The organism is Pseudomonas sp. GD03875 (genome assembly GCF_029840585.1).
Classification (GTDB): Bacteria; Pseudomonadota; Gammaproteobacteria; order Pseudomonadales; family Pseudomonadaceae; genus Aquipseudomonas; species Aquipseudomonas paralcaligenes.
In genome coordinates this window covers 197,197-220,240 of record NZ_JAOCCV010000006.1, presented here as the reverse complement: position 1 = coordinate 220,240, position 23,044 = coordinate 197,197, and the positions used below count along the sequence as shown (strand labels likewise).

The 23,044-nt window shown below is 65.6% G+C and carries 21 protein-coding genes and 5 tRNA genes; 16 read left to right on the top strand and 10 right to left on the bottom strand.

Annotated features, from left to right (window positions below):
* Window positions 1-11: 11 nt before the first annotated feature.
* Window positions 12-962 (top strand): L,D-transpeptidase family protein, encoded by a 951-nt coding sequence (locus N5D30_RS07700; protein ID WP_279902207.1) that lies wholly within the window; start codon window positions 12-14, stop codon window positions 960-962.
* Window positions 963-1,082: 120 nt separating this feature from the next.
* Here the strand turns inward: N5D30_RS07700 and oprI are convergent, their stop codons facing one another.
* Entirely contained in the window at window positions 1,083-1,334 is a 252-nt protein-coding gene (gene oprI / locus N5D30_RS07695; RefSeq protein ID WP_003448337.1) for an outer membrane lipoprotei OprI, read from the bottom strand.
* Window positions 1,335-1,847: 513 nt separating this feature from the next.
* Between oprI and N5D30_RS07690 the strand changes: the two genes are divergently transcribed.
* Entirely contained in the window at window positions 1,848-2,129 is a 282-nt protein-coding gene (locus tag N5D30_RS07690) for a GNAT family N-acetyltransferase (protein WP_220813334.1), read from the top strand.
* Window positions 2,130-2,184: 55 nt separating this feature from the next.
* On the opposite strand, the gene N5D30_RS07685 is transcribed toward N5D30_RS07690, so the two are convergent.
* Both N5D30_RS07685 and N5D30_RS07680 read right to left on the bottom strand, forming a co-directional pair.
* Complete coding sequence (locus N5D30_RS07685; protein WP_279908454.1) at window positions 2,185-3,261, bottom strand: 3-deoxy-7-phosphoheptulonate synthase; 1,077 nt, start codon at window positions 3,259-3,261, stop codon at window positions 2,185-2,187.
* A 121-nt stretch (window positions 3,262-3,382) separates the two neighbouring features.
* Complete coding sequence (locus tag N5D30_RS07680) at window positions 3,383-3,802, bottom strand: PilZ domain-containing protein (protein ID WP_220813332.1); 420 nt, start codon at window positions 3,800-3,802, stop codon at window positions 3,383-3,385.
* 10 nt (window positions 3,803-3,812) lie between these two features.
* On the opposite strand from N5D30_RS07680, the gene N5D30_RS07675 reads away from it, so the two are divergent.
* From N5D30_RS07675 to cysB, 3 genes are all read left to right on the top strand, one after another.
* Entirely contained in the window at window positions 3,813-4,187 is a 375-nt protein-coding gene (locus N5D30_RS07675; protein ID WP_279908453.1) for a thioredoxin, read from the top strand.
* A 72-nt stretch (window positions 4,188-4,259) separates the two neighbouring features.
* Complete coding sequence (locus tag N5D30_RS07670) at window positions 4,260-4,745, top strand: universal stress protein (RefSeq protein ID WP_220813331.1); 486 nt, start codon at window positions 4,260-4,262, stop codon at window positions 4,743-4,745.
* Window positions 4,746-4,883: 138 nt separating this feature from the next.
* Window positions 4,884-5,858 carry an HTH-type transcriptional regulator CysB gene (gene cysB, locus N5D30_RS07665; protein ID WP_220813330.1) on the top strand — a complete coding sequence of 325 codons (975 nt, stop codon included), beginning with the start codon at window positions 4,884-4,886 and terminating at the stop codon, window positions 5,856-5,858.
* A gap of 230 nt (window positions 5,859-6,088) precedes the next feature.
* Here the strand turns inward: cysB and N5D30_RS07660 are convergent.
* Window positions 6,089-6,164 (bottom strand) — tRNA-Asn (locus N5D30_RS07660).
* A gap of 72 nt (window positions 6,165-6,236) precedes the next feature.
* Entirely contained in the window at window positions 6,237-7,433 is a 1,197-nt protein-coding gene (locus N5D30_RS07655) for an aspartate/tyrosine/aromatic aminotransferase (protein WP_279908452.1), read from the bottom strand.
* A gap of 187 nt (window positions 7,434-7,620) precedes the next feature.
* Here N5D30_RS07655 and uvrB point away from each other — a divergent pair, with 187 nt between their 5' ends.
* Entirely contained in the window at window positions 7,621-9,636 is a 2,016-nt protein-coding gene (uvrB, locus tag N5D30_RS07650; protein WP_279908451.1) for an excinuclease ABC subunit UvrB, read from the top strand.
* A gap of 120 nt (window positions 9,637-9,756) precedes the next feature.
* Here the strand turns inward: uvrB and N5D30_RS07645 are convergent, their stop codons facing one another.
* The 3 genes from N5D30_RS07645 to N5D30_RS07635 are packed head-to-tail and all read right to left on the bottom strand — an operon-like array spanning window position 9,757 to window position 13,270.
* Window positions 9,757-10,650 (bottom strand): EamA family transporter, encoded by an 894-nt coding sequence (locus N5D30_RS07645; protein ID WP_279908449.1) that lies wholly within the window; start codon window positions 10,648-10,650, stop codon window positions 9,757-9,759.
* 30 nt (window positions 10,651-10,680) lie between these two features.
* Window positions 10,681-12,171, bottom strand: a complete 1,491-nt coding sequence (locus N5D30_RS07640) for an MDR family MFS transporter (protein ID WP_279908469.1) — start codon at window positions 12,169-12,171, stop codon at window positions 10,681-10,683.
* Window positions 12,172-12,220: 49 nt separating this feature from the next.
* Window positions 12,221-13,270 carry an HlyD family secretion protein gene (locus tag N5D30_RS07635; RefSeq protein WP_220813326.1) on the bottom strand — a complete coding sequence of 350 codons (1,050 nt, stop codon included), beginning with the start codon at window positions 13,268-13,270 and terminating at the stop codon, window positions 12,221-12,223.
* Window positions 13,271-13,377: 107 nt separating this feature from the next.
* Between N5D30_RS07635 and N5D30_RS07630 the strand changes: the two genes are divergently transcribed.
* The 8 genes from N5D30_RS07630 (at window position 13,378) to N5D30_RS07595 (ending at window position 17,762) form a co-directional block, all read left to right on the top strand.
* Window positions 13,378-14,292: a LysR family transcriptional regulator gene (locus N5D30_RS07630; RefSeq protein ID WP_279902203.1), complete on the top strand. Its 915-nt coding sequence runs from the start codon at window positions 13,378-13,380 to the stop codon at window positions 14,290-14,292.
* Between the two features lie 27 nt (window positions 14,293-14,319).
* A complete protein-coding gene (gene gltX / locus N5D30_RS07625; RefSeq protein WP_279908447.1) occupies window positions 14,320-15,804 on the top strand; it encodes a glutamate--tRNA ligase in 1,485 nt (494 codons plus the stop codon).
* Window positions 15,805-15,959: 155 nt separating this feature from the next.
* Window positions 15,960-16,035 (top strand) — tRNA-Ala (locus N5D30_RS07620).
* A 47-nt stretch (window positions 16,036-16,082) separates the two neighbouring features.
* Window positions 16,083-16,158: transfer RNA gene (locus N5D30_RS07615), tRNA-Glu, on the top strand.
* A 43-nt stretch (window positions 16,159-16,201) separates the two neighbouring features.
* Window positions 16,202-16,277, top strand: a tRNA-Ala gene (locus tag N5D30_RS07610).
* 48 nt (window positions 16,278-16,325) lie between these two features.
* Window positions 16,326-16,401 (top strand) — tRNA-Glu (locus N5D30_RS07605).
* A 279-nt stretch (window positions 16,402-16,680) separates the two neighbouring features.
* On the top strand, window positions 16,681-17,331 hold the full coding sequence (locus tag N5D30_RS07600; RefSeq protein ID WP_220813323.1) for a bifunctional 4-hydroxy-2-oxoglutarate aldolase/2-dehydro-3-deoxy-phosphogluconate aldolase: 651 nt from the start codon (window positions 16,681-16,683) through the stop codon (window positions 17,329-17,331).
* Window positions 17,328-17,762 (top strand): thioesterase family protein, encoded by a 435-nt coding sequence (locus tag N5D30_RS07595; RefSeq protein WP_220813322.1) that lies wholly within the window; start codon window positions 17,328-17,330, stop codon window positions 17,760-17,762. The genes N5D30_RS07600 and N5D30_RS07595 overlap by 4 nt, the downstream gene beginning before the upstream one ends.
* On the opposite strand, the gene N5D30_RS07590 is transcribed toward N5D30_RS07595, so the two are convergent.
* Window positions 17,735-18,160 (bottom strand): hypothetical protein, encoded by a 426-nt coding sequence (locus N5D30_RS07590; protein ID WP_279908446.1) that lies wholly within the window; start codon window positions 18,158-18,160, stop codon window positions 17,735-17,737. The two genes, N5D30_RS07595 and N5D30_RS07590, sit on opposite strands and share 28 nt — an antisense overlap.
* Window positions 18,161-18,253: 93 nt before the next feature.
* Between N5D30_RS07590 and N5D30_RS07585 the strand changes: the two genes are divergently transcribed.
* Entirely contained in the window at window positions 18,254-19,222 is a 969-nt protein-coding gene (locus N5D30_RS07585) for a tRNA-dihydrouridine synthase (RefSeq protein WP_279908445.1), read from the top strand.
* A gap of 351 nt (window positions 19,223-19,573) precedes the next feature.
* Window positions 19,574-20,029, top strand: a complete 456-nt coding sequence (locus tag N5D30_RS07580) for an Hsp20 family protein (RefSeq protein ID WP_279908444.1) — start codon at window positions 19,574-19,576, stop codon at window positions 20,027-20,029.
* 52 nt (window positions 20,030-20,081) lie between these two features.
* On the opposite strand, the gene N5D30_RS07575 is transcribed toward N5D30_RS07580, so the two are convergent.
* Entirely contained in the window at window positions 20,082-22,997 is a 2,916-nt protein-coding gene (locus tag N5D30_RS07575) for a bifunctional diguanylate cyclase/phosphodiesterase (RefSeq protein WP_279908443.1), read from the bottom strand.
* Window positions 22,998-23,044 lie beyond the last annotated feature (47 nt).

Below are 23,044 nucleotides of genomic sequence, written 5' to 3'. Positions count from 1 at the left end.
AGGATTAACGGATGTTGTCGCTCGCCCGCTCGCTGAGCCTCGCCAGCCTGGCCGTCGTCGGCCCCGCCGCCGCGCTCGAGTTGCCCCTGCCGCCCCCGGGCGAAGATATCGTCGGCCAGGTCCAGGTGATCAAGGCCCGCTACGAGGACACCTTCGCCGACATCGCCACGGCGAGCGACCTGGGCTATCTGGAGATGGTGGCCGCCAACCCGGGTGTCGACCCGTGGCTGCCGGGCGAGGGCAGCGAGATCATCCTGCCGACCCGCTACATCCTGCCGCCGGGCCCGCGCGAAGGCATCGTGATCAACCTGGCCGAGTACCGCATGTACTACTTCCCCAAGGGGCAGGACGTGGTGCACACCTTCCCGCTGGGCATCGGCCGCGAGGGCTGGGGTTCGCCGATCGCCCACACCACCATCACCGCCAAGACGCCGAACCCGGGCTGGACGCCGCCGGCGTCGATCCGCGCCGAGCACGCGGCCGATGGCGATCCGCTGCCGGCCTACGTGCCGCCGGGCCCGGACAATCCGCTGGGGCCGTTCAAGTTCACCCTGGGCACGCCCGGCTACCTCATCCACGGTTCGAACAAGAAGTTCGGCATCGGCATGCGCGTCAGCCACGGCTGTTTCCGCATGCTCAACAACAACGTGCTGGAACTCGCCAGGATGGCGCCGGTTGGAACTTCGGTGCGCATCATCAACGAGCCCTACAAGTTCGGCGTCAGTGGTGGAAAGGTCTATCTCGAGGCCCATGCACCGCTGACCGACGAAGGCGAACCGTCCGTGGTCGACAAGCACACGGCGGTGATCAACGCGCTGCTGAAGAACGAGGCCATGGGCGGCAGCATGCGTCTGGACTGGGACATGGTGCGCGAAGTGGTGGCTTCCGAGGATGGCATTCCGATCGAGATCGCCATTCCCGACCAGGCCGTCGCCACTCATGAAGAGGCACCGGCCTTCTAGTCCTTCCTATTTAAAGAGAGCCTGGCGGTGAAGTAACTGCGGGCTTCTCTTTCCGAAAGACAGTCAATAAAAAAGCCGATCCGGGTAACCGGATCGGCTTTTTCAAAGCCTTGGCAAGAATTACTTGCGGCTGGCTTTTTCCAGCATGCGCAGAGCGCGCTCGTTGGCTTCGTCAGCGGTCTGCTGAGCCTTCTGAGCAGCGGCCAGAGCTTCGTCGGCTTTGCGGTAGGCTTCGTCAGCACGAGCCTGGGCGCGAGCGGCGGCGTCTTCGGTAGCGGTCAGACGGGCTTCGGTTTCTTTGGATACGCTGCTGCAACCAGTTGCCAGAACGGCGGCCAGGGCCAGAGCAGAGAATTTCAGAACGTTGTTCATCGTGTTCCCCTTAAGGTGGACTTTCCATGAAAAGCAATTCCCCGAGCTTGGGAAATTAGCCGAGCCACATACTACCCGTTACTCTGGGCAAGTAAAATGAGCGGCAATAGGGTAGAGCAAAAAAATTTCATAACGGTTCAAGCTTTTTTGTTTAAAAAACATACAGTTCGCTTGGCTGCTAGGAAAGCCCCGACACTCTTACTGTCTGTCTCTAGTTCTTCGCTTGTATTGGCCGGGGCATCTTGGCGCAACTTCGATACCGGCCCACTGTCGTAATTTTCCCGTTCGCAACTGCGTTGTAGTGTCGGCGTTGCTGTTTCCCGTCCAAGTGTTCGGCCTCGAAGCTGCCCGGTGGGACCTGTCCACTGCCTTTGGCAGCGGCTACAGTAGAGTGCGTATGTCCATGGTGGATGAAGTCCTTGGCAAGGTTCGCAGCGTCGGCCCGGGTGTTTCTTCATCTGCAGAATATCGATTAAGGTAGGGACCGTTGCGAGGTTCCACTGAGGAGTTGAAATGAGCGAAGGGCTGTCCATCCACCATGACCAGGCGGGTCATCAGTTCGAGGCCGTGATCGACGGCCACCGCGCCTATCTGGCCTATATGGATCTGGGCAAGCAGACGCTCGACATCTATCGCACCTTCGTGCCGAACGCGCTGCGTGGGCGTGGCATCGCCGCGGCGCTGACCGAGCAGGCGCTGGTCTATGCGGAGTCGATGGGCTACACGGTGATTCCGTCCTGCTCCTACGTGGAGCGCTACCTGGAGCGTCGCCAGCGGCAGCGCTTGAAGCACTGAATGGATCGAAACGAAAACGCCGGGCAATGCCCGGCGTTTTCGTTGGTGCGCAGGATCAGCCGCGCTGGCGCTTTGGCAGCACATTCTTGAGTTTGGTGTGCATGCTGCGCAGGGTCTTCTCGGTGGTTTCCCAGTCGATGCAGGCATCAGTGATGGAAACGCCGTACTTGAGGTCGGAGAGATTCTTCGGAATCGACTGGTTGCCCCAGCCCAGATGACTTTCCACCATCAGGCCGACGATGGAGTTGTTGCCTTCGAGGATCTGGTTGGCCACGTTCTCCATGACCAGGGACTGCAGGGCCGGGTCCTTGTTGGAGTTGGCGTGGCTGCAGTCGACCATGATGTTCGGGCTGATCTTGGCCTTGGCCAGTTCCTGCTCGCAGACGGCCACGCTGACCGAATCATAGTTGGGCTTGCCGTTGCCGCCGCGCAGCACGACATGGCCGTAGGCGTTGCCCTTGGTGGTGACGATGGAGACGCCGCCTTCCTGATTGATGCCGAGGAAACGGTGCGGGCTGGAAACCGACTGCAGGGCGTTGATGGCCACGGTCAGGCCGCCGTCGGTGCCGTTCTTGAAGCCGACCGCCGAGGACAGGCCGGAAGCCATCTCGCGGTGGGTCTGCGATTCGGTGGTGCGGGCGCCGATGGCCGACCAGCTGATCAGGTCCTGCAGATACTGCGGGGAGATCGGGTCGAGCGCCTCGGTGGCGGTGGGCAGGCCCATCTCGGCCAGGTCGCGCAGCAGCTGCCGGCCGATGTGCAGGCCGTCCTGGATCTTGAACGAGTCGTCCAGGTACGGATCGTTGATCAGCCCCTTCCAGCCGACCGTGGTGCGCGGCTTCTCGAAATACACGCGCATGACCAGGTAGAGGCTGTCGGAGACCTCGGCGGCCAGCACCTTGAGGCGCTCGGCATACTCGTGGGCGGCCTTGATGTCATGGATGGAGCAGGGGCCCACCACCACGAACAGGCGATGATCCTTGCCGTCGAGAATATTGCGGATCACCTCGCGGCCCTGGGCGACGGTGCGCTGGGCGGCTGCGGTGAGGGGGATTTCGCGCTTGAGTTGCGCCGGAGTGATCAGGGTTTCATTGGATGAAACGTTGAGATCGTCAATCGGTAGATCAGCCATCGTGGTACTCGTCAGGTCACGGGAGCCGAGCGCCTCGTCAGGCGGAATCAGGGGGCGCAGCGGGGGAGAGGAACCTTAACGCTTTCGGGGCTGCCTAGACAATGGGAGAAACCGTGCGGTTTCAGTGGATTTGCGCGCCGGGAAACTCGGCGGCATGCAGGGCTATCCACTCGCGGGCGACCGATTCGACTTCCAGCTGCGCGCCCAGCTCCTGTTCGCGCTGATGGCGGTAATGTTCGATCTGGCAGACCTGCTCTACCATGCGAGCCCGGAACAGGGTGTCTTCGTCGATGAAGGCGATGCCGACCAGATAGCCTTCCGCCTGTTTGCGGCACCAGGCCACGACGCCCGGATAGCGGGCCTGATCGCCGAACAGGGGGATGCGTAGTTCCACGGCCGTGCCTTTGCGGAATCCCTTGCCGGAGTTGCAGGCCACTCCGCCCAGGCTGATGTTGTTGAGTCGCTGTCGGGGCAGGAAGGCGTGCCGACGCTGAACCAGTTCCACCGGCATGTCGGTCGGGTGACGCAGGAAACGACGCATTGTTACCACTTTGGGTGCCATCCATTTGATATCACACGAAGGCAGTATAGTGCCCGATCTGGAGCTGACCGACTTCGACGCGGACAAGCGGTTATTGGCGCTGCCGGGCATCTCCCTGCTTATATTCACCAGCACAGGCTGTGCCAGTTGCCGTTGGGCTCGTTGCGAACTGCCCGGCATGGCATTGCCCGTGGATCGCTTGTGCTGGGTGGACGCGGGCGTCAACGGTGGACTGGTCCAGCGCTATGGCGTGTTTCACCTGCCCAGCCTGTTCCTCGTTCGCGATGGCGAGTTCCTGGGCAGTTTGCAATCCCGCCTTGACCCGATCGTGCTTTCTGCAGTGATCGCCGAGGGCCTGGCCCGAGAGCCGGAAGAGCTGCCCTGATCGGCTTGCCAGGGGTGGCTACCGATCGCTGCTAATCTCCAGACAGGTCCCAGTCAGAAGTCAGGAGGCCGCATGTTGCGTTCGATTCTCTACGCCACCGATCTGGGGCTCTATGCGCCCTATGTCCTGCAGCACGCCCTCTCTCTGGCCAGGGCTTTTCAGGCGGAGCTGCACGTGGTGCATGCGGTGGAGCCGCTGGGGCTGTTCGCCGAGTCGGTGCTGAACACCTATCTGGACGAGAAGACCCTTGAAGAGCTGCGCAGCAAAGGCCTGACGACGGTCATGGCGAGCATCGAGCAGCGGGTGCTGGAGGGCTTCCGCGACGAGGTGGGCGAGGCGCAGCAGGATATGCAGATGATCCGCAGCGTGCGGGTGGCGCAAGGCGACCCGGCCCAGGTGATTCTCGAGGAGGCCCGGAAACTCGGGGTTGATCTGCTGGTCGTAGGCAGTCACAGCCATGGTGCAGCGCAGGATATCCCCTTGGGCAGGACGGCCGCGCGCCTGTTGCAGCTGGCGGAGACTCCCGTCTATCTGGTGCCGATGCTGCAGCATCGCTAGCGGCCCTTATCGCCAACCGTTAGACGAACGGCATACATGAATCAAAAAAACGTCTAGATTTAATCATCAAACCGTTAATATGGTTATATCGCTGCATTGGCACATTCGGGCAGCGCCTATCTGCTTTGAGGGATATCTATGAAGCTGCAGCAACTGCGCTACATCTGGGAGGTGGCGCACCATGACCTCAATGTCTCCGCGACCGCGCAGAGCCTCTATACCTCACAACCCGGTATCAGCAAGCAGATCCGCCTGTTGGAGGACGAGCTGGGGGTCGAGGTCTTCGCCCGTAGCGGCAAGCACCTGACCCGTGTCACCCCCGCAGGTGAGCGCATCATCACTACCGCGGGGGAAATCCTGCGCAAGGTGGAGAGCATCAAGCAGATCGCCCAGGAATTCTCCAACGAGAAGAAGGGCACCCTGTCCATCGCCACCACCCATACCCAGGCACGCTATGCGCTACCCGGGGTGATCAGCGGCTTCATCAAGCAATACCCGGAAGTGGCCCTGCACATGCACCAGGGCACGCCCATGCAGATCGCCGAGATGGCCGCCGACGGCACCGTGGACTTCGCCATCGCCACCGAGGGTCTGGAGCTGTTCAACGACCTGGTGATGATGCCCTGCTACCGCTGGAATCGCTGCGTGATCGTGCCCCAGGGGCACCCGCTGACCAAGCTGCCGAAGCTAACGCTGGAGGCCCTGGCCGAGCATCCGATCGTCACCTACGTGTTCGGCTTTACCGGTCGCTCCAAGCTGGATGAGGCCTTCAGCCACAAGGGCCTGACGCCCAAGGTGGTTTTCACCGCGGCCGACGCCGACGTGATCAAGACCTACGTTCGCCTGGGCCTGGGCGTTGGCATCGTCGCGCGCATGGCGGTCGACACCAAGCTGGACAACGATCTGGTTATCCTCGATGCCAGCGAGCTGTTCGAGGCCAGTATCACCAAGATCGGCTTCCGCCGCGGCACCTTCCTGCGCGGCTTCATGTGCGACTTCATCGAGAAATTCGCCCCGCACCTGACCCGCGATGTACTGGCCAAGGCCGTGCAATGCCACACCAAGGCCGAACTGGATGAATTGTTCGACGGGGTCGAACTGCCGGTGCACTAGCCGGAGCCAGTCCTCCCAGGCTGCAGAGCGCCCGACCTATTGCGTCGGGCGTTTTGCATTGTGGGGAGCAGCGATCTGCTGTTGTAGGGTGTGCCGTGCGCGCCGAAAGCCGGCAAGGACTCTTCTGGTGCGCACGGCGCACCCTACCGTGCTCAGGGATTCGGCGAACAGCCGAGAGCGTCTGGCTGAAAACAAAAAAGCCCCAGGTTTTCACCTGGGGCTTCTGAATTTGGCTCCGCGACCTGGACTCGAACCAGGGACCCAATGATTAACAGTCATTTGCTCTACCGACTGAGCTATCGCGGAACAGCGGTGCGTATCCTACTGATTAAAAAGGGGAAGTCAACACCTGTGAGGCGCTTTTTCCCCCGATTCGTCTCAGAGCACCTGAACGATGGCCCGGGTGACGGCGTCCAGGTTGTTGCGATTAAGCGCGGCGACGCAGATGCGGCCGGTGCTGACGGCGTAGATGCCGAACTCGGTGCGCAGACGCTCCACCTGCTCGGCGGTCAGGCCGGAGTAGGAGAACATGCCGCGCTGGCGGGCGACGAAGCCGAAGTCGCGCTTGGCGCCTAGGGCCGCCAGCTGCTCGACCATGGCCAGGCGCATGTCGCGGATGCGGGTGCGCATCTCGCCCAGTTCCTCTTCCCACAGGGCGCGCAGCTCGGGGCTGTTGAGCACGCTGGACACTACGGTGGCGCCGTGGGTAGGCGGGTTGGAGTAGTTGGTGCGGATCACGCGCTTGGCCTGGGACAGCACGCGGCCAGCCTCGTCCTTGTCGGCGGTGACGATGGACAGGGCGCCGACCCGCTCGCCATACAGCGAGAAGGACTTGGAGAAGGAGCTGGAGACGAAGAACGGCATGCCGGACTCGGCGAACAGGCGCACGGCGAAGGCGTCCTGGTCGATGCCCTCGCCGAAGCCCTGGTAGGCGATGTCGAGGAAGGGCACGTGCTCGCGCTCGCGCAGAACTTCCAGCACGGCTTTCCAGTCATCCAGAGAGAGGTCGACGCCGGTCGGGTTGTGGCAGCAGGCGTGCAGCACGACGATCGAGCGGTCCGGCAGGGCCTTGAGGTCTTCCAGCAGGCCGGCGCGGTTCACACCGTGGGTGTCGGCGTCGTAGTAGCGGTAGTTGCGCACCGGGAAGCCGGCGGATTCGAACAGCGCGCGGTGGTTTTCCCAGCTCGGGTCGCTGATGGCGACCAGGGCGTTCGGCAGCAGGCGCTTGAGGAAGTCGGCGCCGGTCTTCAGGGCGCCGGTGCCGCCGACAGCCTGGGTGGTGACCACGCGGCCTTCGGCCAGCAGGGCCGAGCCTTCGCCGAACAGCAGCTTCTGCACGGCGCTGTCGTAGGCGGCGATGCCCTCGATCGGCAGGTAGCCGCGCGGCGCGTGGGCCTCGATGCGGGCCTTCTCGGCCTCGGCGACGGCGCGCAGCAGGGGAATTCGGCCTTCCTCGTTGTAGTACACCCCCACGCCCAGGTTGACCTTGGTGCTGCGGGTATCGGCGTTGAAGGCTTCATTCAGGCCCAGGATCGGGTCGCGCGGCGCCAGCTCGACGGCGGAGAACAGACTCATGATTGCGGCGGTCTCGAGAGGAGAGGGTGGGAACCGGCAACTCCCGGCACGGAATCGGGCTTGGGGTTGCATAAACGGGTCGCTAGTATAGCGGCCCAGTCTGTGCGCGGCGACAGCGCCAGCGCTCATTCAGAAGCTATGACGCCGGCCGTTGAGCCGCGTCACAGTGTCATCGCGAGGTCGCATCATGTCGGATTTCCAGCTCGTCACCCGTTTCAAGCCCGCCGGCGACCAGCCGGAGGCTATCCGCCAGATGGTCGAGGGGCTGGAAGCCGGCCTCTCGCACCAGACCCTGCTGGGGGTGACCGGCTCGGGCAAGACCTTCAGCATCGCCAACGTGATTGCCCAGGTGCAGCGCCCGACGCTGGTGCTGGCGCCGAACAAGACCCTGGCCGCGCAGCTCTACGGCGAGTTCAAGAGCTTCTTCCCGAACAACGCGGTGGAGTACTTCGTTTCCTACTACGACTACTACCAGCCTGAGGCCTACGTCCCGTCCTCCGACACCTTCATCGAGAAGGATGCGTCGATCAACGACCATATCGAGCAGATGCGCCTGTCGGCGACCAAGGCGCTGATCGAGCGGCAGGACGTGATCGTGGTCTGCACCGTGTCCTCCATCTACGGTCTGGGCAGCCCCGAGGAGTACCTGAAGATGGTGCTGCACCTCGACCGGGGCGACAAGATGGACCAGCGCGCCCTGCTGCGTCGCCTGGCCGAGCTGCAGTACACCCGCAACGACATGGACTTCGCCCGCGCCACCTTCCGCGTGCGTGGCGACGTGATCGACATCTTCCCGGCGGAATCCGATCTGGAGGCGATCCGCGTCGAGCTGTTCGACGACGAGGTGGAGAGCATCAGCGCCTTTGACCCACTCACCGGCGAGGTGATCCAGAAGCTGCCGCGCTTCACCTTCTACCCCAAGAGCCACTACGTCACTCCGCGCGAGACGCTGCTGGAGGCGGTCGAGCAGATCAAGGTGGAACTCAAGGAACGCCTGGACTACCTGCGCGGCGCCAACAAGCTGGTGGAGGCCCAGCGCCTGGAGCAGCGCACCCGCTTCGACCTGGAGATGATCCTCGAGCTGGGCTACTGCAACGGTATCGAGAACTACTCGCGCTACCTGTCCGGCCGTCCTGCCGGCGCACCGCCGCCTACCCTGTACGACTACCTGCCGGACGAAGCCTTGCTGGTGATCGACGAGTCCCACGTCTCGGTGCCGCAGGTCGGCGCCATGTACAAGGGCGACCGCTCGCGCAAGGAGACTCTGGTCGAGTACGGCTTCCGCCTGCCCTCGGCGCTGGATAACCGGCCCATGCGCTTCGAGGAATGGGAGGCAGCCTGCCCGCAGACCATCTTCGTCTCCGCCACGCCGGGGCCCTACGAGGCCGAGCATGCCGGCCGGGTGATCGAGCAGGTGGTGCGTCCCACCGGCCTGGTCGACCCGGAAGTGGAGGTGCGCCCGGCGCGCACCCAGGTCGACGACCTGCTTTCGGAAATCCGCAAGCGGGTGGCCGCCGAACAGCGGGTGCTGGTCACCACCCTGACCAAGCGCATGGCCGAGGACCTGACCGACTACCTGGCCGACCACGACGTCAAGGTGCGCTATCTGCACTCGGACATCGAGACGGTGGAGCGCGTGGAGATCATCCGCGACCTGCGCACCGGCGCTTTCGACGTGCTGGTGGGCATCAACCTGCTGCGCGAGGGCCTGGACATGCCCGAGGTGTCGCTGGTGGCGATCCTCGACGCGGACAAGGAAGGCTTTCTGCGCAGCGAGCGCTCGCTGATCCAGACCATCGGCCGCGCCGCGCGCAACCTGCACGGCAAGGCGATCCTCTACGCCGACAACATGACCGGCTCGATGCAGCGGGCGATCGGCGAAACCGAGCGGCGCCGCGAGAAGCAGGTGGCCTTCAACCAGGCCCATGGCATCGTGCCGAAAGGGGTGCAGAAGGACATCAAGGACATCCTCGAAGGCGCCGTGGTGCCGGGGGCGCGCAGCAACAAGCGCAAGGCCGCGGCCAAGGCGGCGGAGGACAGCGCCCGCTACGAGGCCGAACTGCGATCGCCGAACGAGATCACCAAACGCATCCGCCAACTGGAAGAGAAGATGTACCAGCTGGCCCGCGACCTGGAGTTCGAGGCCGCCGCGCAGTTGCGTGACGAGATCCAGAAACTGCGCGACCGGTTGCTGCAGGTCTGACACGCGCCTTTGTGGGGGCGGCCTTGGTCGCGATAAGGGCCGCCCAAGAGCATCGCGGCCAAGGCCGCTCCCACAAATAGGCCGCTCCCATAAAAAGGCTGCTCCTACGAAGAGGAGAACTCAGCGCCGGCCGAAGATGATCATCGATACCCCGGCCAGGACCGCCAGGCTGGCGAGCCCGGCGGACAGGCCGAGGCGCTCGTCGAGGATCAGGTAGCCCAGCAGCAGGGCCACCACCGGGTTGACGAAGGCGAAGGTCGACACCAGGCTCGGCCGCACCTCGCGCAGCAGCCAGAAATAGGCCGGATACACGCCCAGGCTCACCGGCAGCACCAGGTAGGCCAGCCAGAGCCAGCCGGAGGTGCTCAGCTGGTCCAGTCGCAATCCCTGCCAGTCACCATGCCAGAGGCCGAAACCGGCCAGCACCAGCGCCCCCACCAGCATCTGCAGGCCCAGGCCGGTGGCCGGCGAGCGTAGCGGCGGACGCTGGCGCAACCACCAGGCACCGATCGCCCAGAGCAGGGTGGCCAGCAGCACCAGCGCGCCGGAGAACCATTGCAGCAGGCCGGCGCCTTCGCCCAGGCCGCCGCCCATCAGCAGCACGATGCCGCCGCTGGCGACGGCCAGGCCGAGCAGCACCCAGACCGGCGGGCGTTCGTCCAGCAGCCACTCCAGGGCCACGCTCCACAGCGGCAGGGTGGTGTAGAGCATCGCCAGCATGCCGGTGGGCAGGTGCTGGTTGGCATAGATCAGCGCGCCCTGGCCGACCGCGATCAGCAGCAGGCCGCCGATCAGGGCGGCGCCCCAGTCGCTGCGCTGCACCTTCGGCCCGCCCTGCACGGCCACCCAGAGCAGCGCCAACAGGCCCGCCAGGCAGAAGCGCAGGGTGCCGATGACGAAGGGCGGCAGCTCGCGCAGGAGGAAGTGGTTGGCCAGGTAGGTGGTGCCCCAGCCGACATAGATGACCAGGAAGGCGCCGACCAACAGGAAGGAGCGGTAACGCGAGGCGGGCATGTCGAAACCAGAAAGCGGGAGGTGGCGGGCTCAGTGAGCCGCGCCACCAGTGGCGCCGGCGGGCAGGGCGCGGGTCAGCAGCACGGCGAACATGCTGATGGCCAGGGCCAGGCCGACGAAGTGGAAGGCGTCATTGTAGGCCATGATGGCGGCCTGCTGGTGGGTGATCTCGCTGAGCTTGCCCAGCGCGGCCTGCTGGCTGCCGAGCTGTTCGGCGAGCAGTGCCAGGCGCTCGTCCACTTGCGGGTTGCCCGGCACCACGGCTTCGCGCAGGTAGTCGAAGTAGGTCTTGGCGCGGCTGTCGAGCAGGGTGGCGAGGAGGGCGATGCCGATGGCGCCGCCGAGGTTGCGCAGGATGTTGAACAGGCTCGAGGCGGAGCCGGCGTCCTGCGGCTGGATATAGGCGGTGGCGATCAGCGAGATGGTCACCATGATCATCGGCTGGCCCAGGGCGCGGATGATCTGGATATGGTTGAACTGCTCGCCGGCGAAGTCCGGGTTGAGCACCCCGGAGAAGAAGCTGGAGATGCCGAACAGGGCGAAGCCCCCGGCGCACAGCCACTTCGGCGAGATCACCTTCATCAGTTTCGGCACCAGCGGGATGATGAACAACTGCGGCAGGCCCATCCACATGATCACCTCGCCGATCTGCAGGGCGTTGTAGCCCTGGATCTGCGCCAGGTACAGCGGCAGCAGGTAGATCGAGCCGTAGAGGCCGAGGCCCATGCCCAGGCTGGCGATGCTGGTGAGGCCGAAGTTGCGTTCGCGCAGGATGCGCAGGTTGATCAGCGGGTTGTCCCGCGACAGCTGCAGGATGACGAACAGGATCAGGCTGACCACCGCCACGCTGCCCAGGCCGACGATCAGCTGGGATTCCAGCCAGTCCTTGCGATGGCCTTCTTCGAGGAACACCTGCAGGCAGCCGAGGCCCAGGCCGAGGGTGACGATGCCGGCGTAGTCGGTGCTTTTCAGCAGTTCCCAGTGCGGTGCCTTCTTCTCCAGGCCGTACATCAGGCCGGCGATCATCAGCAGGCCCGGCGGCACGTTGATATAGAAGATGTATTCCCAGCCCCAGTTCTCGGTCAGCCAGCCGCCCAGGGTCGGGCCGATGGAGGGGGCGAAGGTGGCGGTGATGGCGAACAGCGCCATGCCCTTGGCCCGGTGGTGCTCGGGCAGCTTGATCAGGGTCAGGGTGAAGGCCAGGGGAATCAGCGCGCCGCCGGTGAAACCCTGCAGGGCGCGGAACACGATCATGCTCTCCAGGCTCCAGGCGAACGAGCAGAGCAGGGAGGAGGCGAGGAAGCCCAGCGAGACCCACACCGCCAGGCGCCGCGCCGAGAGCAGCTGCACCAGCCAGGCGGTGAGCGGGATCATGATGATCTCGGCCACCAGGTAGGAGGTGGAGATCCACGAGCCTTCCTCCAGGGTCGCCGACAGCGCGCCCTGAATGTCCTTCAGCGAGGAGTTGGTGATCTGGATGTCCAGCACCGCCATGAACGCGCCGAGCATGGCGCTCATCACCGCGATCCAGTCGCGCCGGGTCGGCTCGCCGACCGGGCGCAGCAGGGCGTCAGCCGCCATGCTGGGCGTCGCTGGAGATGTCCACGTTCACTTCCACCGACATGCCGGGGCGGATCCTGCCCTTGAGAGGGTTATCGGCGGCGAAGGTGAGTTTCACCGGGATGCGCTGGACCACCTTGGTGAAGTTGCCGGTGGCGTTGTCCGGCGGCAGCAGGCTGAACTGCGCGCCGGAGGCGGCGAACAGACTGTCGATGCGGCCCTCGATGGGGGTGTCCGGGTAGGCGTCGAACGTCAGCTCGGCGACCTGGCCCGGCTGCATGCGGCCGATCTGGGTCTCCTTGAAGTTGGCCTGCACCCAGATATCGTCGCTGGGCACGATCGACAGCAGGTAGGCGCCGGCCTGCACCACCTGGCCGCTACGCGCCGAGCGCTGGCCGATCACCCCGCTGATCGGGGCGTGGATCTCGGTGCGCCTGAGGTTCAGTTCGGCCTGTTCGATATCGGCGCGGGCGTTGGCGATCTGCGCGTTCAGGCGCTTGATGTCGGCCTGCAGGGCATCGACCTGCTGATGCTGGGCGGCCAGGTCGGCCTCGGCCTTGGACAGCTGCGAGCGGGCCACCCGGCTGTCGGCGGAGAGGGTGGTGACCCGTTCCTCGGAGACGAAGCCCGGCTTGCGCAGGGCCTGGGCGCGGGACAGGTCGATCTGGGTCCGGCTGAGGGTTGCCTGGCCGGCCGCCACATCGGCCCGGCTGGCGGCGATCAGGCTGCCCTGCTGGTCCAGCCGGCTCTGCGCCTGGGCCAGTTCGGCCTCGCGGGTGGCCAGGGCGGCGCGGGCGCGCTCCAGCTCCAGGCGGAAGTCGGCGGCTTCCAGGGTCAGCAGCAGCTGGCCCTTTTCCACCTGCTGGTTGTCGGTCACCAGCACCTTCTCGATACGGGCGCCCAACTGGCTGGAGACCCGGGTGATCTCGCCCTGGACATAGGCGTTGTCGGTGCTTTCGTGAAAGCGTCCGACCAGCAGCCAGTGCCCGAACAGCCCCAGGGCGATCAGCACGAGCACGATGGCGAAGATGGACAGACGGCGTTGCAACTGGGCAGGCATGGCAGGGGCTCGAACAGCGGGCGAAAAATGTAAGCGAATTTAACAATGTTGCCGCCAAAGCTGTAGCCGGTAGAATTCGCAAACTTTGTTGCGCCTGAGGAACAGTCATGGGGCTCGATGACGCGTTGATCTTCACCCGGGTGGTGGAGTGCCACAGCTTCACCCAGGCCGCGCAGAGCCTGAGCATGCAGAAGTCCACGGTCAGCCGGCGCATCGCTTTGCTCGAGGAGCGCCTCGGCGTGCGCCTGCTCAACCGCACCACGCGCAAACTGCGCCTGACCGAGGTCGGCCAGGCCTACTACGAGCGCTGCCGGCAGATCATGCTGGACTTCGCCGAGGCCGAGCAGGCGGTGATGCAGTTGCAGCAGGCGCCCTCGGGGCTGCTGCGCATCACCGCGCCCATCGAGTTCGGCCAGTTCTTCCTCGGCAGCGTGCTGGGCCACTTCATGCGCCAGTACCCGCAGATCAGCGCGGAGGTGGAGCTGACCTCGCGGGACGTGGACCCGCTGGAGGAGGGCATCGACATCGCCATCCAGGTCGGCCAGCCGCGCGACTCCACCCTGATCGCCCGCAAACTGTTCGAGAGCCGCCGTTGCCTGTGCGCCAGTCCCGAGTACCTGGCCCAGCACGGCGCGCCGCGGACCATCCATGAGCTGGCCGGCCACCGGGCGATCCTTCTGCCCCAGGATTCGCCGCGCTACTGGCCGCTGCTCGGCGAGCAGGTGCCGTGCCAGCGCGTGCTGTCCTGCAACAACATCACCCTGGCGCGCGAAGCGGCGCTGGCCGGCGCCGGCGTCGCCGGGCTGCCGGTGATGATCTCCGAGGAGGCGCTGGGCAACGGCCGTCTGGTGGAGCTGTTGCCGGACGCGCGCCTGCCGGTGGGGGAGCTGTATGCCGTCTACCCGTCCCGGCGCTTCCAGGCGATGAAGGTCAAGACCTTCCTCGACTTCCTCATGTCCAGCCTGCGCCAGACCGCGCTGCTGGAGCCGGCAGTGGCCGGCCTGATAACATCGCGCCCTTAGCCAACCCTTCTGTTCCCGAGACTTGTCATGACCAAAGTCCGCACCCGCATTGCACCGTCGCCGACCGGCGACCCGCACGTCGGTACTGCCTACATCGCCCTGTTCAACCTGTGCTTTGCCCGCCAGCACGGCGGCGAGTTCATCCTGCGCATCGAGGACACCGACCAGCTGCGCTCGACCCGCGAGTCCGAGCAGCAGATCTTCGACGCCCTGCGCTGGCTGGGCATCGAGTGGAACGAAGGCCCGGATGTCGGCGGTCCGCACGGCCCGTACCGGCAGAGCGAGCGCGGCGCGATCTACAAGAAGTATTCGGACGAACTGGTCGCCAAGGGCCACGCGTTCCCGTGCTTCTGCTCCGCCGAGCGCCTGGACCAGGTGCGCGCCGAGCAGATGGCGAAGAAGGAAACCCCACGCTACGACGGCCACTGCATGCATCTCGCCCCCGAGGACGCGCAGAAGCGCATCGCCGCCGGCGAGTCCCACGTGGTGCGCATGAAGGTGCCGAGCGAGGGCGTGTGCGTGGTGCCGGACATGCTCCGTGGCGACGTGGAAATCCCGTGGGATCGCATGGACATGCAGGTGCTGATGAAGGCCGACGGCCTGCCCACCTACTTCCTGGCCAACGTGGTCGACGACCACCTGATGGAAATCACCCACGTCCTGCGTGGCGAGGAGTGGCTGCCGTCGGCGCCCAAGCTGATCAAGCTGTACGAGTACTTCGGCTGGGAACAGCCCAAGCTCTGCTACATGCCGCTGCTGCGCAATCCGGACAAGTCCAAGCTGTCCAAGCGCAAGAACCCCACCTGCATCACCTTCTACGAGCGCATGGGCTTCATGCCCGAGGCGCTGCTCAACTACCTGGGCCGCATGGGCTGGTCGATGCCGGACGAGCGCGAGAAGTTCTCCCTGGCCGAGATGATCGAGCACTTCGACCTGTCGCGTGTTTCCCTGGGTGGGCCGATCTTCGATATCGAGAAGCTGTCCTGGCTCAACGGCCAGTGGCTACGCGAGCTGCCGGTGGAACAGTTCGCCCAGCGCGTGCAGGAGTGGGCCTTCAACACCCAGTACCTGATGCAGATCGCGCCCCATGTGCAGCAGCGGGTCGAGACCTTCAGCGACATCGCGCCGCTCTCCAGCTTCTTCTTCAGCGGCGGCGTGCAGCTGGACCCCGCGCTGCTGGTGCACAAGAAGCTGTCGCCGGACCAGGTACGCCAGGCCCTGCAGCTGGTGCTGTGGGAGCTGGAAGCGCTGCGCCAGTGGGACAAGGAGAAGATCACCGCCTGCATCCAGTTCGTCTGCGAGGGCCTCGGCCTCAAGCTGCGCGACCTGATGCCGCTGATCTTCCCGGCCATCACCGGCAAGGCCAGTTCGGTCTCGGTGCTGGACGCGATGGAAATCCTAGGTGCCGACCTGTCGCGCTTCCGCCTGCGCCAGGCCATCGAACTGCTCGGCGGCGTCAGCAACGGCGAGACTAAGGAGTGGAAGAAGTTGCTGGAGGGTTTCCGCGGCTGAGCGGGGAGGGCGCCGGTCATCGCCTCGCGAAGGCGTGACTTGGCCAGCCTCTCGGGGTAAGTGATTGTTCTGCCTCCAGAATTTTTTCGGGCCCGATAAAAAATTGTGTTGACAGGCAAATACCTCGCCCCTAATATGCGCCCCGTCCAAGCGACGGGGCTATAGCTCAGCTGGGAGAGCGCTTGCATGGCATGCAAGAGGTCGACGGTTCGATCCCGTCTAGCTCCACCAAATTGCCACCGAACGAATTCCAGCGCGTTCGAGTGAATGAAGGTTTCGTCCCCTTCGTCTAGTGGCCTAGGACACCGCCCTTTCACGGCGGTAACAGGGGTTCGAGTCCCCTAGGGGACGCCACTTCACGCAGTGCTCGCACTGCACGTCGAGAGACGCAAAATCCGGGGCTATAGCTCAGCTGGGAGAGCGCTTGCATGGCATGCAAGAGGTCGACGGTTCGATCCCGTCTAGCTCCACCAAACACTGACAGGGCCAGCCGCGTGCTGGCCTTGTTCTTCGAAGGTTCTGTCCCCTTCGTCTAGTGGCCTAGGACACCGCCCTTTCACGGCGGTAACAGGGGTTCGAGTCCCCTAGGGGACGCCACTTTCTTTCCGCGTTTTGCGGACTTCAAGGGTCATTCTTCGGAATGGCCCTTTTGTTTTTCTGCGGTCTGCTTCCGTAGCCCGGATGCAATCCGGGAGGTTGATCCCGAGGCCATCCGGGCCGCTTCCACGCGGAACACGAGGCGCTGCCGGTTGTTCTAAACCGCTACACTCCCTCTCCATTGTTCTCGGCGGGCCGGAGTTGTGCTCCGGTCCGGCTCGGCGCCGTCATAGCTGCCTATGCCGTTTGGTGTCGGAATCTCGATGAGGGGGAAATGACATGAGCCTGACGATGGAAGCGGTGCTGCAGCGGGCGCGCCCGGTGCTGCCGGTGCTGGTGATCGAGGATTGCGAGCTGGCGGTGGACATGGCCCGCGCGCTGCATGCCGGTGGTGTCAGCGTCCTAGAAGTGACCCTGCGCACGCCCCGCGCCTTGGATGCCCTGTCGGCGATCCGCAAGGCGCTGCCGGAACTGCTGGTCGGTGCCGGCACGGTGATCCACGCCGAGCAGTTCCAGGAGGCCCGCGATGCCGGCGCCCAGTTCGCCGTCAGTCCCGGTTGCACCGAGCGCCTGGCCGCCGCCGCGGAGGATTCCGGGTTGCCCTACCTGCCGGCGGTGATGACGCCGTCCGAGGTGCTGCTGGCGCTGGAGTACGGCTATCGTTCGCTCAAGCTGTTCCCGGCCAACGGCGCCACCAGCGTGAAGATGCTCAAGAGCTTCAAGGGTCCCTTCACCGGCATCCGCTTCTGCCCGACCGGGGGCATCACCGCAGATAACCTGCTGAGCTTCCTGCGCCTGCCCAACGTCGCCTGCGTCGGCGGCACCTGGATCGCGCCGGACAACCTGATCCGCGCCCGCGCCTGGGACCAGATCACCCAGCTGGCCAGCGAGGCCCGCGCGCTCGCCGCCAGCCTGGAGGTCAAGCAGTGAGCTGGGACCTGCCGCAACCCTTCGTCATCGATCTGCAAGTGGTCGCCGAGGACATCGACGGCCTGGGCCACGCCAACAACGCGGTCTACGTCAGCTGGCTGGAGCGCTGCGCCTGGCGGCATTCCCAGAGCCTCGGGCTGGACCTGGCCGAGTACCGCCGCCTGGATCGCGCCATGGCGGTGGTGCGTCACGAGGTCGACTACCTGGCCAGCGCCTACGAGGGCGAGGAATTGCAGATGGCCACCTGGATCGTCGAGTCGGATCACAAGCTGAAGATGAGCCGCCACTTCCAGCTGTGGCGCCCGGCCGACGCCTGCACCCTGCTGCGGGCGCGCACCACCTTCGTCTGCATCGAGCTGTCCACGGGCAAGCCCCGGCGCATGCCGCCGGAGTTCATCGAGGGCTACGGCCAGGCCTTGCTGGAGTCCTGATCCTCATCGAGTAGCGGGGCGAGGAACACCTGGTCCGGTTCCACCTTCACCGCGAACTGCCTGGCCTCCCCCGGAAGCAGCAGCACCGACTGCTCCGTCTCCGGCCCCTGCCCGCCGCAATAGCCGGCGGAAGATATGGCCACCGCCAGGCTGAGCTGGCCGCTGGGCAGGTCGAGGCTGGTGCGGTCGCCCGGCCCCAATGTCGCCACGATCTCCCGGTTCACGTAGAGCTCCACGTCGCAGGCGTTCGGCGCGTCCTTGTCGCGGCTGACGATCAGGCGTCCCGGCGCGTCCGGCGCCGGGGCAGGTGGTTGGTGCTGTACGCCGGAGGGCAGGGTCTCGGCCGCCTGCGCGAGGCCGCCGGTCAGGCAGATGGCGAGTAGCGAGCTGCGCAGCATGAGGGTTCTCCCTTTCGTCTTCAGGAGTGTTGACCATCTTGTGTCGCGGGAGTGTCCCCTTAAACTGTGCGCCCCGTTTCCCCGGACCGTTCCATGCAAATCGCCCTGGCCCCCATGGAGGGACTGGTCGACGAGATCCTGCGCGATGTGCTGACCCGTGTCGGCGGCATCGACTGGTGCGTCACCGAATTCATCCGCGTCAGCGACCGGCTGCTGCCCGAGGCCGCCTACCACAAGCTCGCCCCCGAACTGGCGGACGCCGCGCGGACCCGCGCCGGCACGCCGATGCGCGTGCAGCTGCTTGGCTCCGACCCGGCCTGCCTGGCGGACAATGCGGCCTTCGCCTGTACCCTGGGCGCGCCGGTGATCGACCTCAACTTCGGCTGCCCGGCCAAGACGGTGAACAAGTCGCGCGGCGGCGCGGTGCTGCTCAAGGAGCCGGAACTGCTGCATGCCATCCTCCGCGAGGTGCGCCGCGCCGTGCCGGCAGAGGTCCCGGTGACCGCCAAGATGCGCCTGGGCTTCGACAGCCCGGACGGTGCCCTGGATTGCGCCCGCGCCCTGGCCGAGGGCGGTGCCGCGCAACTGGTGGTGCATGCGCGGACCAAGGCCGACGGCTACAAACCTCCGGCTCATTGGGAGTGGGTAGCGCGGGTGCAGGAGGCGGTCGCCGTGCCGGTGTACGCCAACGGTGAGATATGGACGGTCGACGACTGGCGGCGCTGCCGCGAGGTCAGCGGCGCCGAGGACATCATGCTCGGCCGTGGCCTGGTGTCGCGGCCCGACCTGGCCCGGCAGATCGCCGCGGCCTGCGCCGGTCGCGAGGTGCTGCCCATGACTTGGGACGAGCTGCTGCCGCTGCTCCGCGACTTCTGGCGACAGGCCCGGCGCAAACTGGCGCCGCGCTATGCGCCGGGGCGCCTCAAGCAGTGGCTGGCCATGCTCACCCGCAGCTACCCGGAGGCGGTGGTGCTGTTCGCTGAGGTGCGCCGGGAGAGCGACTGCGAATGCATCGATCGCCTGCTGGGCGCACCATGGACAGCGCTGGCGGAAAGCGTCTAGCGGCCGGCGCAGAGTCGTTTTCGGTGCGTGCGGCGCACTGCCTGGCGGCCTGTTGGCTGGGAGCTGGAAATAATCGTCATTCCCGCGTAGGCGGGAACCCAGACACTCCGCAGCACCTGGGCTCCCGCCTGCGCGGGAGTGACGGTGAGGGTTTTCAGCGTTTACTTAGCCTGGCCGGGCCGGATATTCGGCCTCGGCGCCGGGCTTCACCGGACGCTGGTGATCGGCATGATCCGGTTCATCGCGAATGTCTCCCCTTGAAATCGAAACCAGGGCTCCCATCTATGGATTGCGGGATGCCGAAGTCGGGTCCCGCGGTGAAACACTTGCTGATTATTCAGGAGACGCAACATGAGCAACGTACTTTCCCTGGCCCCCCTGTTCCGCCAGTCCGTCGGTTTCGACCGTTTCAACGACCTGTTCGAATCGGCGCTGCGCAGCAGCGAGAGCGGCAGTTCCTACCCTCCCTACAACGTCGAGAAGCATGGCGACGACCAGTACCGCATCGTGGTCGCGGCCGCCGGCTTCCGTGAAGACGACCTCGAGCTGCAGGTCGAGCGCGGCGTGCTCACCGTCACCGGCGGCCGTCGCGAGCGCGAGCCGGGCGCGGGCGAAGTCACCTTCCTGCACCAGGGCATCGCCCAGCGCGGCTTCAAGCTGTCCTTCCGCCTGGCCGACCATATCGAGGTCAGGGCCGCCGCACTGGCCCATGGCCTGCTGAACATCGACCTGGTGCGCATCGTGCCGGAAGAGGCCAAGCCCAAGCGCATCCCCATCGGCGGCGAGAAGCCGGCGCTGGAAGGCTGATGGCGCGGTAGTGGAGGGAAGAGAAGGGCACCTACGGGTGCCCTTCTTCGTTTCAGGCGCGGCGGCTGGTCATCAGCAGCTGGTGGAATTCCTGCAGGGGCACCGGCCGGCTGAACAGGTAGCCCTGGTACTGGTGGCAGCCCTGTTGCAGGAGGAAATCCAGCTGCTCCTGCTGTTCCACGCCTTCGGCGATCACCTCGAGGTTGAGGCTCCTGGCCATGGCGACGATGGCGCGCACGATCTCCGCGTCGTTGGGGTCGCTGGTGGCGTCGCGGACGAACGACTGGTCGATCTTCAGCACGTCCACCGGCAGCCGCTTGAGGTAGGTCAGCGAGCTGTAGCCCGTGCCGAAGTCGTCCATGGCGAAACTCAGGCCGAGCTTCTTCAGGCGGCGCATCTTGGCGATGGTGTCGTCCAGGTTGTGGATGACGATGCCTTCGGTGATCTCCAGCTTGAGCATGCTGGCCGGCAGCTGGCTCTGCGCCAGGCAGCGTTCCACTCGCTCGACGAAATCGTTCTGGCGGAATTGCCGAGGACTGATGTTGACGCACAGCTGGAAGGCGTCGCGGCCGACCAGGCCGTCGCGCATCATGCGGGCGCTGGCGTGGCAGGCCTCGCTCAGCACCCAGGCGCCGACCTCGAGGATCAGGCCGCTCTCTTCCAGCACCTGGATGAACTGCGCCGGCGACTGCGGGCCGAGGGTCGGGTGGCTCCAGCGCAGCAGCGCCTCGCTGCCGATCACGTTGCCGTCGCGGGCGTCCACCTGGGGCTGGAAGTACAGCTCGAACTCGCCGCGGGCCAGGGCCAGGCGCAGGTCGCTTTCCAGGCGCAGGCGCTCGCTGGCGGCTTCCTGCATGGAGCGACGGAAGACCTGGATGGTGTTGCGCCCGGAGTCCTTGGCCCGGTACAGGGCGATGTCCGCGCGCTTGAGCAGGTCGGTGGGGTTGTCGCCGTGGGCCGGTACCAGGGCGATGCCGATGCTGGGCGTGACCTGCAGGCGATGGCCGTCCAGCAGCATCGGCTCGGCCAGCAGGCCGCGCAGTTTCTCCGCCACCTGGCGGACCTGGCGATTGACCTCGGTGCGGCTGCCTTCCAGGCCGGAGATCAGCACCACGAATTCGTCGCCGCCCAGGCGGGCCACCGTGTCCTCCAGGCGCACGCTGGCTTCCAGGCGCGCGGTGACCATCTTCAGCACCGCATCGCCCACCGGGTGGCCGAGGGAGTCGTTGATGTGCTTGAAGTGGTCCAGGTCGAGGAACAGCAGGGCACCGTGCAGGTTATGGCGCTTGAGTAGGGCGATCTGCTGGGTCAGGCGGTCCATCAGCAGGGCGCGGTTGGGCAGGTTGGTCAGCGGGTCGTGGTAGGCCAGGTGGCGCACCTGGGCCTGGGCTTCCTTGAGCTCGCTGATGTCGCGGGCGTTGAGCAGCAGGCAGGGCGTGTCGTTGAGCTCGATGGGCTCTACCGACACTTCCACCAGGCGGATGCTGCCGTCGCGATGCTGGCCGTGCATTTCCAGGTGGTAGGCGCGGCCCTCGCTGCGGACCAGTTCGACCATGCGCTCGCGCTCTTCCGGGTAGGCCCAGACGTTCAGTTCGAGGGAGTTGCGGCCTATGACCTCTTCGGGGCGGTAGCCGGTGAGCCGGCAGAAGCCTTCGTTGACCTCGATGTAGCGGCCGCTGTCGAGCTCGCTGATGGTGATGGCGTCGGGGCTGGAGTGGAACGCCTTGGCGAACTTCTCCTGGCTGGCCTTGAGCGCCGCCTCGGCGGCCTGGCGCTCGGTGATGTCGCGGAAGGTGGTGGTGATGCACAGCTGGCGGTCGACGCGGATGAAGCGGCTGGAGACGACGCAGCTCAGCTCGCGGCCTTCCTTGGTGTGGAAGCGTGCGATTTCGTTGCTCAGGCTCTGGTCCTCGGCGAGCTTGGCGAACAGCTGGAGGCGCTGGCTCTCGTCGACCCAGAAGCCGAGGTCCGGCGCGCTGTGGCCGACGATTTCCTGGGGCTGCCAGCCGAAGGTCTGGCAGAAGCTCGGGTTGACCTCTATGAACGTGCCGTCGCGGACCCGGGAGACGCAGATGGGCTCAGGGCTGGCCTGGAACAGGGTGACGAACTTCTCCTCGGAGGAGGCCAGGCGTTGCTCGCGCTGGACCCGCTCGGTGATGTCCATGAGGATGCCGGTCATGCGCAGCGGTTCGCCCCGGTTGTCGCGGTACAGCTTGGCGGTGCTCTCCAGGTAGCGCATCTCGCCGTTGCCCAGGCGGGTGCGGTAGGTCACCTGGTACTGCCGCTGGACGCCTTCCACCGCATCGCGGTAGGCCTTGCGCATGATGCTGCGGTCGGCCTCGGGCACGTGCTGGAAGAAGTGGGCGAACTCGCCGTGGTAGGGCTCGGGCGGCAGGCCATGGAGGCTGGCGGCACGCTCCGAGCCGTAGAGCATGTTGCTGGGGATGTGCCAGTCCCAGGTGCCCAGGTTGGCCGACTCGAGCGCGAGGGTCAGGCGCTCCTGGCTGTCGCGCAGGGCCTGTTCCTGCTCGCACTGCTGGGTGATGTCGCGGATCACGCCGAACACCTGGGGGCGGCCGTGTTCGTCGGGCTGCGGCCGGCCGCTGATCTCCAGCCAGCGCAGGCTGCCGTCCGGCCAGCGGATGCGGTGGCGCATGGCCTCGGCGATGGGCTTGCCCTCCAGCACCTGCTGGAACAGGCGCTGGACCATGACCCGGTCTTCCTCGGGGATCAGCTCGATGTAGTCGACCCGGTGTTCCAGGGGATTGCGCGGGTCAAGGCCGAACAAGGCCTGGGCGCCGCGCGACCAGCTGACCTTGCCGCTGCCGATGTCCCAGTACCAGGCGCCCAGGTGCGCGCCGGTGAGCGCGGCGAGCAGGCGCGGGGCATCCTGCCAGGTCTTTTCGAACTCGGCGGGGTCCATGGCCGGTATGTAGGGGAAGGGCGGCTGCTTGGGAGGTCTGGACATCGCGTTTCTCGTCCGGCGCTCGGCACGACACGGCCGCCTGGTGGGAA